The organism is Limosilactobacillus pulli (assembly GCF_947381555.1).
GTDB lineage: Bacteria > Bacillota > Bacilli > Lactobacillales > Lactobacillaceae > Limosilactobacillus > Limosilactobacillus pulli.
Genome location: NZ_CANCWQ010000005.1, coordinates 33952 through 48397, shown reverse-complemented (window position 1 = coordinate 48397; position 14446 = coordinate 33952). Strand labels below are relative to the sequence as shown.

At 45.8% G+C, this 14446-nt stretch carries 10 protein-coding genes, 1 pseudogene and 1 other annotated feature; of the genes and pseudogenes, 8 read left to right on the top strand and 3 right to left on the bottom strand.

Translation table 11 applies throughout. The features are described from left to right. The 3 genes from nusG to rplA all read left to right on the top strand — a co-directional run bounded on the left by nusG (window position 1) and on the right by rplA (window position 1914). A complete protein-coding gene (gene nusG, locus QOS03_RS02770; protein WP_283575258.1) occupies window positions 1–552 on the top strand; it encodes a transcription termination/antitermination protein NusG in 552 nt (183 codons plus the stop codon). A gap of 149 nt (window positions 553–701) precedes the next feature. After that, entirely contained in the window at window positions 702–1127 is a 426-nt protein-coding gene (rplK, locus tag QOS03_RS02765) for a 50S ribosomal protein L11 (protein WP_033934284.1), read from the top strand. 94 nt (window positions 1128–1221) lie between these two features. Then, the gene (gene rplA, locus QOS03_RS02760; protein WP_283575257.1) at window positions 1222–1914 is read left to right on the top strand and encodes a 50S ribosomal protein L1; all 693 of its coding nucleotides are present in this window, start codon (window positions 1222–1224) and stop codon (window positions 1912–1914) included. 655 nt (window positions 1915–2569) lie between these two features. Here the strand turns inward: rplA and QOS03_RS02755 are convergent. Then, on the bottom strand, window positions 2570–3898 hold the full coding sequence (locus tag QOS03_RS02755; RefSeq protein WP_283575256.1) for an APC family permease: 1329 nt from the start codon (window positions 3896–3898) through the stop codon (window positions 2570–2572). Window positions 3899–4219: 321 nt separating this feature from the next. Then, window positions 4220–4339 (top strand) — a sequence feature (ribosomal protein L10 leader region). A 28-nt stretch (window positions 4340–4367) separates the two neighbouring features. Between QOS03_RS02755 and rplJ the strand changes: the two genes are divergently transcribed. From rplJ to brnQ, 5 genes and pseudogenes are all read left to right on the top strand, one after another. Further along, window positions 4368–4874, top strand: coding sequence for a 50S ribosomal protein L10 (gene rplJ / locus QOS03_RS02750; RefSeq protein WP_169461335.1), 507 nt, complete (start codon window positions 4368–4370; stop codon window positions 4872–4874). A 74-nt stretch (window positions 4875–4948) separates the two neighbouring features. Beyond that, window positions 4949–5314: a 50S ribosomal protein L7/L12 gene (gene rplL, locus QOS03_RS02745; RefSeq protein ID WP_169461334.1), complete on the top strand. Its 366-nt coding sequence runs from the start codon at window positions 4949–4951 to the stop codon at window positions 5312–5314. Window positions 5315–5423: 109 nt separating this feature from the next. Continuing rightward, window positions 5424–6323: pseudogene (locus tag QOS03_RS02740) on the top strand (phosphatase PAP2 family protein). A 252-nt stretch (window positions 6324–6575) separates the two neighbouring features. Next, on the top strand, window positions 6576–9215 hold the full coding sequence (gene adhE, locus QOS03_RS02735) for a bifunctional acetaldehyde-CoA/alcohol dehydrogenase (protein ID WP_283575255.1): 2640 nt from the start codon (window positions 6576–6578) through the stop codon (window positions 9213–9215). Window positions 9216–9730: 515 nt separating this feature from the next. Continuing rightward, window positions 9731–11101 (top strand): branched-chain amino acid transport system II carrier protein, encoded by a 1371-nt coding sequence (gene brnQ, locus QOS03_RS02730; RefSeq protein WP_283575254.1) that lies wholly within the window; start codon window positions 9731–9733, stop codon window positions 11099–11101. A 68-nt stretch (window positions 11102–11169) separates the two neighbouring features. On the opposite strand, the gene nrdF is transcribed toward brnQ, so the two are convergent. Together nrdF and nrdE are read right to left on the bottom strand one after the other, a co-directional pair. Further along, a complete protein-coding gene (gene nrdF / locus QOS03_RS02725) occupies window positions 11170–12189 on the bottom strand; it encodes a class 1b ribonucleoside-diphosphate reductase subunit beta (protein ID WP_283575253.1) in 1020 nt (339 codons plus the stop codon). 42 nt (window positions 12190–12231) lie between these two features. Then, entirely contained in the window at window positions 12232–14403 is a 2172-nt protein-coding gene (gene nrdE, locus QOS03_RS02720) for a class 1b ribonucleoside-diphosphate reductase subunit alpha (protein WP_283575252.1), read from the bottom strand. Window positions 14404–14446 lie beyond the last annotated feature (43 nt).

Below are 14446 nucleotides of genomic sequence, written 5' to 3'. Positions count from 1 at the left end.
GTGGAATCAACTGAAAAGCGCTGGTACGTGCTGCACACGTATTCTGGCTACGAAAACCGAGTTAAGAGCAATTTGGAATCCCGGGCTCAGTCAATGGGCATGCAAGACTACATTTTCCGGGTCGTCGTACCTGAAGAAAAGGTTCGCCAGGTTAAAGACGGGGAAGCCAAGGAAATTGAAGAAAAGACTTTCCCTGGTTATGTTTTGGTTGAAATGGTTATGACTGATCAGGCATGGTACATCGCTCGGAATACCCCAGGCGTAACCGGCTTTTTGGGTTCTCATGGTGGTGGCTCCAAGCCAACTCCTCTGCTGCCTGAAGAAGTTGACCGGATCTTAAAGCGGATAGACGACTCTGAAGAAGCACCACGTACTGATATCGACGTTAAAGTCGGCGACACGGTCAAGATTATTGCGGGGCCGTTTGCTGACATGGTCGGTAAGGTTACCGAAGTTGATCATGACAAGCTGAAACTGCGTGCCGAAATTGAAATGTTTGGTCGCTTGACCTCTGCTGAGGTTGGCTTTGACCAAATTGATTCTGTTGAATAATAGTCAAAATGTTTTTTTTGAGACTGACTATTGAAAAAACATTAATTTAGTGGTATTCTTTTCGAGTATGCTGTTAAAGGCATACAGTGGGAGGGGCAAATCTTACTACCCCATCATTACCACAACACGGACTAAGGAGGTTTTGTCTCGTGGCAAAAAAAGTAGCTAACATTGTCAAGTTGCAAATCCCTGCAGGTGCCGCTACGCCGGCTCCTCCAGTGGGTCCTGCACTTGGTCAGGCAGGTATTAACATCATGGGCTTCACTAAGGAGTTCAACGCACGGACTGCTGATCAAAAGGGTATGATTATCCCTGTTGTTATCACGGTGTACGAAGACCGTTCGTTCGAATTCATTACGAAGACGCCACCTGCTGCAGTACTGCTGAAGAAGGCTGCTGGTGTTGAACACGGTTCCGGTGAACCTAACACGAAGAAGGTTGCTACTGTAACCAAGGATCAAGTTAAGCAAATCGCCGAAACTAAGATGCAAGATCTTAACGCCGCTGACGTTGAAGCAGCGATGCGCATGATCGAAGGTACGGCACGGAGCATGGGCTTCGTCGTTGAAGGCTAAGCTTTCTCGTACCGGGCTGATTCATGAAAGTGAACAGTCCTAGTGGGAGGTATACACTCCGTTAGACCACATTTGCAAGGAGGAAAACATCAACATGGCTAAACATCGCGGTAAGAAGTATCAAGACGCCCTGAAGAAGGTTGATTCCAAGAAGGAATACGCTGTCAGCGACGCGGTACAATTAGTAAAAGACATTGACTTTGCAAACTTCGACTCAACCCTCGAAGTTGCATTTAACTTAAACGTAGACACGAAGCAAGCGGACCAACAATTGCGTGGTGCCGTTGTGCTGCCAAACGGTACTGGTAAAGACCAAACCGTTGTTGTGTTTGCTAAGGGTGAAAAGGCCAAGGAAGCCGAAGCTGCTGGTGCAGACTTCGTTGGCGACCAAGACCTGGTTGACAAGATTCAAGATGGCTGGCTGGACTTTGACGTTGCCATTGCAACGCCTGACATGATGCCACTGGTTGGTCGTCTGGGTCGTGTATTGGGTCCTAAGGGCTTGATGCCAAACCCTAAGACGGGTACGGTTACGATGGATGTAGCCAAGGCCGTTTCTGAATCTAAGGCCGGTAAGGTTACCTACCGGACTGACCGTGACGGCAACGTTGCCGTTCCATTCGGTAAGGCATCCTTTGACACGGACAAGCTGGTTGAAAACCTGAAGACGATCGAAGAAACGATCGTTAAGCTTCGTCCAGCCGCCGTTCGTGGTGCTTACATCAAGCACGTTTCTGTAGCTTCGACTTTTGGTCCTAGCGTAACGATTGACCTGGCAAGCTTCTAAGCTGTCAGCTTGAGATCGATCAAAGCCATCAATTAATTTTGATGGTTTTTTTATTTAAAAATATGTAAGCGCTAACAAATCGTGCTATAATATAGATGTAGCAAAGGTAAGAACCAAACGAGGTGATGCCTAATGATTAAGATGATTCGCGCAGTAATAAAATAGCTTCGTTGCATGGTCAAATGAATGGGGCTGATACCGATGGGCAGTGAATTTAACTAGACGCTTTGGATGGAGATCTGAGGTGGTGCCTAATGGTTAAGATGATTCGCGCAGTAATAAAATAGCTTCGTCGCATGGTCAAATGAATGGGGCTGATACCGATGGGCAGTGAATTTAACTAGACGCTTTGGATGGAGATCTGAGGTGGTGCCTAATGGTTAAGATGATTCGCGCAGTAACAAAATAGTTTCGTCGCATGGTCAAATGAATGGAGCTGATACCGATGGGCAGTGAATTTAGTTAGTCAGGTTCAATATTTGGCGCTGATGACCATTTAAAATGGGGCGATCTTATGTATAAACCACCATAATTTGAACAACGCAAGATGGCTGGCAAATCGATAAATTAATAAAAATCAATATAATAAAAGAAATTGAAACAAAGAAGCGATCGTGAAATCAAAACACGGTCGCTTCTTTTGTTATGTCGTAAACTATTTTGCTGGCTGGTCGAGCTTTTTGACGATCCAAAAGACTGGTAAGCCGATAATCACGACACCGGCAAAAAGCATTACGCCGGCCGGATCATTGATAATTTCGCTGACCAAAACGAAGATGCCACCAGCAATGGCAATAATCGGAATCCATGGGTAAAGTGGGGTGGAAAATGGTCGTGGTGCTTCATTGGTTTTGCGCAGAATAAAGATACCAAAGAACGCCAGAATGTAAAAACAATAAACGGTGAAGACGCACAAATCGGATAAATGATCTGGATCAAAGAACATCATCATGATTGTAGCCAAAATAATGATAAACAAAGTTGCCGCTACCGGCGACTTACCTTTTGGCGTTAGATAGGAAAGCGTACGTGAAAATGGAATATCACGTCGTTTGGCCATTGCATAGACGATTCTTGGAAACGTCAGCATCTTACCATTGATCGTTCCCATCATTGAAATAATGATACCGGCAGATAAGAGCTTGCCGCCAATCGTACCGAAAGCTTTGACGGCAAGATAGGCAGTGGTATTTTCGCCGAGCCGATGAATCGTTTGAACTGGCAAAAAGCGTAAAACGCCAATTGTAATCAAAGTATAGATTAGCAAAACCGCACTGATTCCCAGGATGATCGCTTTTGGCAGCAGTTTTTGGGGATTTTTCATCTCACCGCCCAAGTTGGCAATCAAAATCCAGCCATCATAACCGAACAAGGTTGCTAAGATAGCAACACCAAAATTTCCGGCCGATTGATGAACCTGACTGAGCGTTTGGCCAAAGGCATCTTGATGGCCCCAGAATAGACCAAAGATGATAATAGCGGCAATTGGCACCATTTTTCCAATCGTAGTGATCACGGAAAATACTGCACCAACGCGATTTTCCAGCATGTTCATGGCACCAATGACTAGGATTGTGATTACAGCCAACGGAATGCGCCAAGCAGCACTAAGCCCAAAAAGGTTGGCCATCAGAATGCTCATAAAGCCGGCAACTGAGGCAATAATTGCGGGACCATAGACAATGATCTGCATCCAGCCAGCTAAAAAGCCCCAAATGCGTCCATAAAGGTTTTCGATATAGACATACAGACCACCGGTATATGGCATTTGTGAGCCAATCTCAGCAATCGTCAAGCCAGCCGTCAGCGTGATGATACCACCCAGAACCCAGGCGAGAATGGCCATGGTTGAAGATCCTGCACTGTCCAGGACTGAACCTTGCTTAAAAAAGATACCGGAGCCGATGATGGTACCAATTACGATTGAAAGCGCCGAACCGAAGCCTAACGAGCGTTTAAGCTCTGTTTGCGGCTGTTTTTTCATAGGAATTTCCTCCATTCATTAGTCCAACAAAAAACCGAGCCGTCCAACTGCCAAGAAGGTTCAAAAGCAGTCGGGCATGCTCGGTGTCGCTGGTAATTTGAGCGCGTCAAAGATCCTCAACTGCTTTCAGATTGAAGCTGAGGATGAAGATTGATGAAGTTTGAAATAATGCAGAGTCATTAAATCGCTCCTCCAGACGCTGGAAAATTTTACGATTCTTACAATAACATGAGAAAAAATTAAACGCAACAAATTATCAATGAAAATAAATTCAAAAAACATCCTTGCAATCTCGGCTCAATCCTGTTATACTGGCAAAGTTGATTAAATATGACTCTGCCTAAGACTCAGGTGGCGTAAGCCTTAATGAATGCCTGCCGAGGAAGAAATGAAATGTTCCTTCTCTATGTCTGCCGGTCATAGGGATTTTTTTAAATCCGATCAAAATACATCGCAGGAGGTGAAATTCATGAGCGAAGCAACGATTGCTAAGAAGGCTGAAGTAGTTAAGAACGTCAATGAAATGCTGACGAACGCTGAAACGGCCATTGTTGTTGACTACCGTGGTCTGACGGTTGCTGAAGTTACGGATCTGCGTAAGCAGCTGCGTGATGCAGGCATCAAGATGATGGTTATCAAGAACAAGATTCTGGAACGTGCCGTTGAAGGTACGGACTACGAAGATCTGAAGAGCACGTTCGTTGGCCCAACGGCCGTAGCATTCTCAGACGAAGATGCTATTGCCCCAGCAAAGATTCTGAAGAAGTTTGCTGACGACCACGAAGCTCTGGAAATCAAGGGTGGCTTCATCGAAAAGAAGGTTCAAACCCTCGACAAGATCAACGAATACGCTACGATGCCAAGTCGCGAAGACCTGCTGTCCATGTTGGCAAGTGCTCTGCAAGATCCAATGCGGAAGATTGCCCGTGCAGTCAAGGCTGTTGCCGACAAGAAGAGCGAAGAAGAAGCTGCCTAAGCTTTATAGCGTACCCGCTAATTTTAAAAATCTGCGCCTGAGCGCATAAACCGAAATATTGGAGGAAAATTAACATGGCTTTTGATAAGGATGCTATCATTGCTTCTCTGAAGGAAGCATCAATCTCTGACCTTAACGACCTGGTTAAGGCTATCGAAGAAGAATTCGACGTTTCTGCAGCTGCTCCAGTTGCTGTTGCCGGTGCTGCCGGTGGCGACGCTGCTGCTAAGGACAGCTTCACTGTTGAACTGACTTCTGCAGGTTCTGCAAAGGTTAAGGTCATCAAGGCTGTTAAGGACATTACTGGTCTGGGTCTGAAGGACGCTAAGGACCTGGTTGACAACGCACCATCCGCTGTCAAGGAAGACGTTAAGGAAGACGAAGCCAACGACATCAAGGAAAAGCTTGAAGCCGCAGGTGCTACTGTTACCCTTAAGTAGTCTCAGCTTAAATAACAAAAAGACGATCGCTGTTAGCGGTCGTCTTTTTGTATATGTAAATATTGATGTTTTTATGGATTAATTTCTTTGTAAAGAAAATCAAAAGAAACTGTTTGGCATTTCAGCAATTATCTGCATTATTTTATTAGCGATTGCCTATTTTGGCGATTTAGCCATCAGCAATACATTAATCAACTATCACAGCTGGGTCGGCATCATCTGCCAGACGTTCGGGGAATTTCCAGTTTATCTGATTTTTGCCTTATGCGGCCAAATTGCGATGACTTATGCTTGGTGGGGCGGTTTTGAAAAATTGATGGCAGTACCATTGTTTGTCGGTGGGCTGACATTGTCACTTTAGCAAAACAAGCAATACGTTAATGAGTTCTTGGACTATCTTTATTCAGCTCATACTAATCTCAAAAATGGTACGGCGATTGCAATGGCCAACAGCGACTCGGCAACGGGTGGCTTTTCAGAATCGATAATCATCACCGTCTGGATATTGTTTTTTGCTGCCTTTACGCTGCTGGCGCAATGGTGGTTGAAGAATAAGACGCAAGGCCAACTGACGCGCTATATGCAGATTGCTGTACTGGTATCCTTTACGGTCTGGTTTGCTCTGGAAGTTAATCTGACCTTAAAGGAACTGTGGGGACACTATCGCCCTTATGAACTGACGGCTGGTAATCATGAGTTTACCAACTGGCTGACGATTAATGGCGTTAATGGTCATAAGTTGTTTCCATCAGGACATACGATGGCAGCAACGCTATGTATCGTTTTCTCGTGGTTCGTCTCCAAAGTCAAGCGCAAGGGATTCTTTATTGGTGGGATCATCTATGGTGTCTTGATCGGACTGAGCCGTGTAATTGTAGGAGCCCATTTCTTCTCTGACGTTACGTTCTCGTTTTTTCTGACGGCATTGATCATCTTTGTGATGAACGGACTTGGCAAGAAACTGATTAGAGACTTTTGCTTACAAAAATTTAGTGGTTTAAATCTGTGAATCAGAATACAATAAACGCTGAATAAAGGACGATGAAAGTAGGAAACAACGAACTGCTTTTAAAAATAATCAAAACTTTTTCTTACTGCTACAAGGCTTGAAGAGATCACGTTGTAATCGCTTTCCAAAATCCAGTGATTGTTATTAATTTCACAAAAAGTGTTTACAAATCCGAGAAAAAGAGTATAGTAATAATTGTTCAAAGGATAACAAAGTTGTTGAAAAGTAATTAACTGAGAAGGAGTAAGTGCAATGACAGTTAAAGCCAAAGCCACTGTTAAGGCCACTGAAAAGCCTAAAGACAAGGAACAAACTGCTGAAGAACTGATTAATGGATTGATTGACAAGAGTGAAAAGGCACTTGATCAATTACGCACATTTAGCCAGGAACAAGTCGACAAGATCTGTCAAAACCTGGCGCTGGCTGCTGAGGAACACCACATGGATCTGGCGGTTTCTGCCGCTAACGAAACCGGCCGTGGGGTTGCTGAAGACAAGGCCATCAAGAACATCTACGCCAGTGAATACATCTGGAACAACATTCGCAACGACAAGACGGTTGGGATCATTGATGAAGATGATGAAAACCAAATGATTACGATTGCTGATCCGCTGGGGGTAATTGCTGGGGTCGTACCGGTTACCAACCCAACGTCAACGGTAATTTTCAAGTCAATCGTTGCCTTGAAGACGCGGAACACAATCATCTTCTCGTTCCACCCACAAGCCTTCAAGTCATGTGTAAAGACTGGTCAGATTCTGGAAGCTGCTGCTGAAGCTGCCGGTGCACCAAAGGACGTTATTCAATGGATTCCACAATGCAGTCGTGAAAATACAACGGCATTGCTGCAGAATCCACGCATTGCTACGATTCTGGCTACTGGTGGCCCTGGCCTGGTTAAGGCAGCTTACAGTTCTGGTAATCCTGCACTGGGTGTCGGTCCTGGTAACGGTCCGGCCTACATTGAAAAGAGCGCCAATATTGATCGTTCGATCTACGACATCGTCCTTTCAAAGACTTTCGATAACGGTATGATCTGTGCTACTGAAAACTCGGTTGTTGTCGATGACGAAATCTACGACCAGGTTAAGGAAGCATTCAAGAAGTGGAACTGCTACTTCTTGAAGCCAAGCGAAATTCCAACCTTTACCAACGGCTTTATTGACCCAGATCGTCACCAGGTCCGTGGCCCAATTGCTGGTCGTTCTGCCAATGATATTGCCGAAATGTGTGACTTGAAGAACGTTCCGGCTAACACTAAGGTCCTGATTGCCGAATTGGATGGCGTTGGTCCTAAGTATCCATTGTCTGCTGAAAAACTTTCACCAGTGTTGACGATGTACCGTGCCAAGGATCGTGAAGATGCTTTCCGTATCTGCAGCGAGCTGCTGGCATATGGTGGTGAAGGTCACACGGCCGCTATTCACACTAATGATGATGAACTGATTAAGGAATACTCGTTGAAGATGAAGGCTTCTCGGATCATCGTCAACTCACCATCTGGTCTGGGCGGTATTGGTAACGTCTACAACAACATGACGCCATCATTTACGCTGGGGACGGGTTCATACGGCAGTAACTCGATCTCACACAACGTTTCTGACTGGGATCTGCTGAACATTAAGAAGGTTGCTATGCGTCGTGAAAATCCACAATGGGTACAGATTCCGCCAAAGGTATACTTCCAACGGAACTCACTGAAGTACCTTAAAGAAATTCCAAACATCAACAAGGCATTTATCGTTACCGGTCCCGGCATGATCAAGCGTGGCTACATTCAACGGGTTATTGACCAGCTGCGGCTGCGTAACAATCGGGTTCAATACGAGATCTTCTCTGATATTGAACCAGACCCATCGACGGATACGGTTGACAAGGGTGTAGCTTGGATGAATGACTTCCAGCCTGATACGATTATCGCACTGGGTGGTGGTTCACCAATGGACGCTGCCAAGGCAATGTGGATGTTCTATGAGCACCCAGATACGACTTGGAACGGGGTTCGTCAAAAGTATCTTGACATCCGTAAGCGGGCCTACAAGATCGGTCGGCCAAAGAAGGCCCAATTCATCGGGATTCCTACGACTTCCGGTACGGGTTCTGAAGTTACGCCATTTGCAGTTATTACCAACTCTAAGACGCACGTTAAGTACCCATTGGCTGATTACGCTCTGACGCCAGATATTGCTATCGTTGACTCGCAATTCGTTGAATCCGTGCCTGCCAACACGACGGCATGGACTGGTCTGGATGTTTTGACACACGCTACTGAATCGTATGTTTCCGTAATGGCAACTGACTACACGCGTGGCTGGTCGCTGGAAGCCATCAAGGGCGTTATGGAAAATCTGGAGGCATCTGTCAAGGGTGATAAGCTGGCCCGCAAGAAGATGCACGACAGCTCCACGATTGCAGGTCTGGCCTTTGCCAACGCTTTCTTAGGGATTACGCACTCTTTGGCCCACAAGATGGGTGGTGCCTTTGATCTGCCTCATGGTCTGGTAATTGCGATTGCACTGCCACAGGTTATCCGCTTCAACGCTAAGCGCCCAACCAAGCTGGCAATGTGGCCACATTACGAAGACTACCGTGCTGATAAGGATTACGCCGAAATCGCTCGCTTCTTAGGCTTGAAGGGCAACACGACTGAAGAGCTGGTCGAAGCCTACGTTCAAAAGATCATCGAACTGGCTCACAAGTGTGGCGTAACGCTGAGTTTGAAGGCTAATGGCGTCAAGCGTGAAGACTTTGACAAGGTTGTTGATCAATTGGCTGTATTGGCTTATGAAGATCAATGTACGACGGCTAACCCAGTTGAACCACTGGTCAGCCAGCTTAAGGAACTGCTGGAACGCTGCTACGATGGTACCGGCGTTGAAACGGAAGAATAGTTTAAAGTTTTCTGATTATCCTCAATTAATTTTCTCAACTTAAATTCTCAACTTTAAAAGACGGTTGCGGATCCACGACCGTCTTTTTTGATTATAATTAAAAAAACATGAGAAATAGATTGACAAATTCTCAGCTATGCCTTAGCGTATTAAACAAGTTAATCAACGGAACAAAACACAGTGATCCGGAGAGTAAGGTTATGGCTGACTGATCAGCGACCCCGATGAAGTGTGAGCGGGGACAGGAGCCATAACTGGAAAGTAGCCGGTGAGTGGCCGATGCGACGTAAGAAGTGTCGGACGGGTGCGCCCGTGATCGCGCCAGCGTATGAACACGTACGCGTTGAGGCTCAATTGGTGACGGTTGAGCAAAAAAAGGTGGTAACACGCAAAAGCGTCCTTTTCAAATCATGGTCTGATTTGAAAAAGGCGCTTTTTATTTTCCGTTGATCACGAAATCTTAGCTAAGATCTCTTTTTAAAACTTATTTACTGATTGAAAGGGGATTGACTTTTATGAATACGAACAAACTGACTTTTCGCAATACGCTATTGATTGGATCCTTGATTTTTGGGATGCTCTTTGGGGCTGGTAATCTGATTTTTCCGGTTCACCTGGGACAAATGGCTGGTGCACATTGGTTTAGTGCCGCAAGTGGCTTTTTGATCTCAGGGGTGCTCCTGCCATTGATGGCCTTATTGGCAATCAGTATTACGCGATCTAATGGTATCTATGATCTGGCGCGTCCCAACGGTGCCTGGTATGCACTTATTTTCTTGATTTTGGTTCATGCAACGTTGGGACCACTGTTTGCAACCCCACGAACGGCAACCGTTTCCTATGCAATCGGCATTGCACCACATCTTTCAGCTGGTGCCAATAAATGGGGAATCTTAATCTATTCAGCCGCCTTCTTTGGTCTGACCTACTACTTCTCCACTCGTGAAGGTAAAATCACCGATATGATCGGTAAGATGCTTAATCCACTGTTTTTAGGCTTGATGTTCATCATCTTCTTTATGGCATTTATCAGCCCAATGGGACACGCTGGCATGGCCGCTATCACTTCTGCCTACCGTCATGCATCGTTTACCAATGGTTTTCTGCAAGGCTACAACACGATGGACTGTCTGGCAGCCCTGGCATTCGGCATTACGTTTATCACGGCCGTCAAGGGTCTGGACATCAAGCGTCAGCGTGACGTTTCCTGGGCAACTGCTAAAGGTGGCGCACTGGGAATTGCGGGGATTGCTTTGATCTACATTGCTTTAATCTGGCTTGGTGCTACCAGTTTGGCGCATTTTAAAATGGCAGACAACGGTGGTACGACGCTGGAACAGATTGCCAATTACTACCTAGGTACGGCGGGTGATGCAATTCTGACTGTTTTGGCAACAACGACCTGCATGACCAGTGCAATGGGACTGGTTGTTGCTTTCTCACAAGACTTCCATCGTCGCTTCCCTAAGATTTCCTACAAGGCCTTCTTGCGTTTTAACTGTGGCCTTTCTTTCTTGGTTGCCAACTTGGGTCTGGACCAGATTATTGCCTGGTCAACGCCAATCTTGATGTTCCTGTACCCGCTGGCAATTACGCTGATCATCATGGGGATCATGTCTCCGCTCTTCAAAAACGATCCACTGGTTTACCGCATTACGACGGGCTTTACTTTGATTCCAGCCTTCTTTGACATGATGAACGCAACGCCGGCTATTTTGCATAATACGGTTGCCGTTCAAGCAATGATTGGCTTTGCTGCCAAGTTCTTCCCATTCTTCAGTCTGGGCTTTGGCTGGCTTTCATTTGGCATCGCTGGTCTGGCATTAGGTTTGATTATCCATTTTGCCAAGGAATGGATGACCTCTCCAGCAATCAGTGAAGATTAGCAACAAACGTATAAATAAAAAACGTGCGGGATGCATTCAGCATTCGCACGTTTTTTGATTGGTAAAAACTAGTCTTTGTCGTTAAGGCTCTTGCCGGCGTTTGGATCAGCAACGTGATAGTCACTGTCGCTCATGGCTTCAACTTCACCCAGTCGATAGCCGTTGCCGACTTGACTAAAGAAGTCATGGTTGGAAGTCGTCGTTGAGATTCCGTTCATTACAACGGGGTTAACGTCGCTGGCCGTATCAGGGAACAGTGGATCTTGACCCAGGTTCATCAAAGCCTTGTTGGCATTGTAGCGAATAAAGGTCAAGACATCATCAGTCCAGCCAACCTGGTCGTACAGCAGGTGAGTATACTTTTCTTCGTTGTCGTAGAGCTCGTACAAGAAGTTGTACATCCAATCTTTCATATCCTGCTGCTGCTTTTCGGTCAGATCCTTCATGCCAACTTGGAACTTGTAGCCGATGTAGGTACCATGGACTGACTCATCACGCAAGATCAGCTTGATGATTTCTGCCACGTTGTTAAGCTTGTTGTGGCCCAAATAGTAAAGTGGCGTGTAAAAGCCTGAGTAGAAAAGGAACGTTTCCAAAAAGACGTTGGCAACCTTTTTCTTCAATGGATTGACGCTTGGATCAAGGTAGATGTTGCCAATCCGCGTGGCCTTGTTTTGCAGATATTCTTCGGTGTCAGACCAGTCAAAGATCTCATCGATTTCTTCTGGCGTATTCAGCGTTGAAAAAATTGTAGAGTAGGACTTGGCGTGTACGGACTCCATAAATTGAATGTTGTTTAAGACAGCTGTTTCATGTGGTGTCTTGACGTTTTCTTTCAATGCGGTCAGACCAGCTTCGGACTGCAGCGTATCCAAAAGCGTCAGACCACCAAATACGTGACCAACGACCCATTGATGATCAACATCGAGTTCACGCCAGTCGTCCATATCGTTGGAAACCGGGATTCGCGTATCTAGCCAGAACTGTTCAGTCAGTTTTTCCCAAGTGGCTTTGTCGATCATGTCAGAGACTTCATTCCAATTGATTGCCTTATAGTTTTTGATTGGCACGAAATTTTCAATCTTCATTATTAAATTGAACTCCTTTAGTCTTAATTGAGGTAGTAAAAATTAGATAACGCAGCTTTCGCATTGGTTGGCACCGATCTCATCTTGATCATCGGTAAACGTCCGAATGTAGTAGATGGACTTGATGCCTTTTTGATAGGCATAATGGCGTAGAATGTTTAAGTCGCGTGTAGTCATTTTATCAGTGCGGCCGTTTTTCCATTCATACATCCCAGCTGGAATCGTTGAGCGCATAAACAGCGTCATAGCCAGTGACTGGTCAATGTGCTCTTGAGCCGCTGCGTAGGTGTCGATGACGCTGCGCATATCAGTGTCGTAGGCTGACTTGTAGTATGACATGGTATCGTTGCTGAGGTATGGCGCAGGGTAGTAGATCTTACCAATCATCTTTTCTTGACGTTCCTCAATCCGGTTAATGATTGGGTGCAGGCTGGAAGTTGAGTCGCCGATATATGAAGTTGAGCCATTAGGAGCAACGGCCAGACGATAGGCATTGTAAAGACCATCTTTTTGAACGGCAGCCTTAAGTGCTTGCCAGTCCTCAATGCCAGGGATGAAGATACCATCAAACAGTTCCTTGACGGCATCCGACTTTGGACCCCAGTCTTGGCTGACGTACTTGTCAAAATAAGAACCATCTGCGTACGTACTCTTTTCAAACTCGGCAAACGTTTCATGACGCTCACGGGCAATATCGTTTGAAGCCTTGATTGTCCAATAATTGAGCAACATGAAGTAGACGCTGGTAAACTCAAGGGCGACTGGCGAGCCGTATTGGATATGGTGTTTTGCCAGATAGCCATGCAGTCCCATGGCCCCCAGACCGATTGCATGGGCCATATCGTTACCGTGCTCGATTGATGGTACAACGTCAAGATGCTCGATATCGCTAATATGGGTCAAACCACGTACCATGGCACTGACGGAACGGCCAAAGTCTGGTGACTCCATCATGTTGGCGATATTGGTGGATCCCAGGTTGCATGAGACGTCAGTACCCAGCTTGGCAAACGTCTGGTCATCGTTGACAATTGATGGGCGTTGAACCTGAGCAATCTCAGAACAAAGGTTGCTCATGACGATCTTGCCATCAATTGGGTTGGCACGGTTGACGGTATCCAGATTGACGATATATGGGTAGCCTGATTCTTGCTGCAGCTTGGAGATCTCATCTTCCAGATCACGCGCGTTAACCTTGTATTTGGTAATCGCATCGTTTACGACCATGTTTTCATATTCAGCAGTAATATCAACATATGAGAAAGGAACGCCGTAGACTCGTTCAACATCATAAGGACTGAACAGATACATGTCCTGATTGCTTTCGACCAGCTCATAAAACTTGTCAGGGACGGTAATTCCAAGCGATAGCGTCTTGATCCGAATCTTTTCGTCGGCGTTTTCTTTCTTAGCAGACAAAAAAGCCACGATATCAGGGTGGAAGACGCTAAGGTAAACCACACCGGCACCTTGTCGCTGGCCAAGCTGATTGGAATAAGAGAATGAGTCTTCCAAAAGCTTCATAACCGGAACGACCCCACTGGCAGCGCCTTTGATCTTTTTGATTGGAGCACCGGCCTCACGCAGGTTTGAAAGATTGATACCGACCCCACCACCGATTTTGGAAAGCTGCAGAGCAGAGTTAATCGTGCGGCCAATTGAGTTCATGTCATCAGTTGCCTGAATCTCAAAACAGGAGACGAATTCGCCACGACGCTTGCGGCCAGCGTTTAAAAACGTTGGCGTGGCAGGCTGATAGCGTTGGTGAATCAGTTCATCGGCCAGCTGCATGGCCAATTGTTCATTGCCGTCTGCCAAAAACAGCGCATTCATGGCAACGCGATCAATGTAGTTTTCCAGATAGTATTCCTTGTCATTGGTCCGCAGCGCGTATTGGGCATAGAACTTATAGGCAGCCATAAATGAATGAAAGTGAAAATCCTGAGCCTTTAAATAGGCATAAAGCTCTTCGATAAACTCGAAACGATACTTATGCATAAAGCCGGTTTCGATGTAGTCATTTGCTTCCAGCCAGTCAAAGCGTTCCTTTAATGAGGAAAAATGCTTGGTGTTTAGCACGACGTTTTCTTTGATGAAGTCTTCTAATGCCTCGCGATCCTTGTCCAGTTGAATCTGGCCGTTTTTAGGAATGTTGAGCTCATTGTTGAGGTCGTAGTACTTTACCTTGGTAAGGTCGATGTCTGATAGTGCCATTGAATAACTCCTTTTCAGTGCAATAAAAAGCGGGCATCGCGCA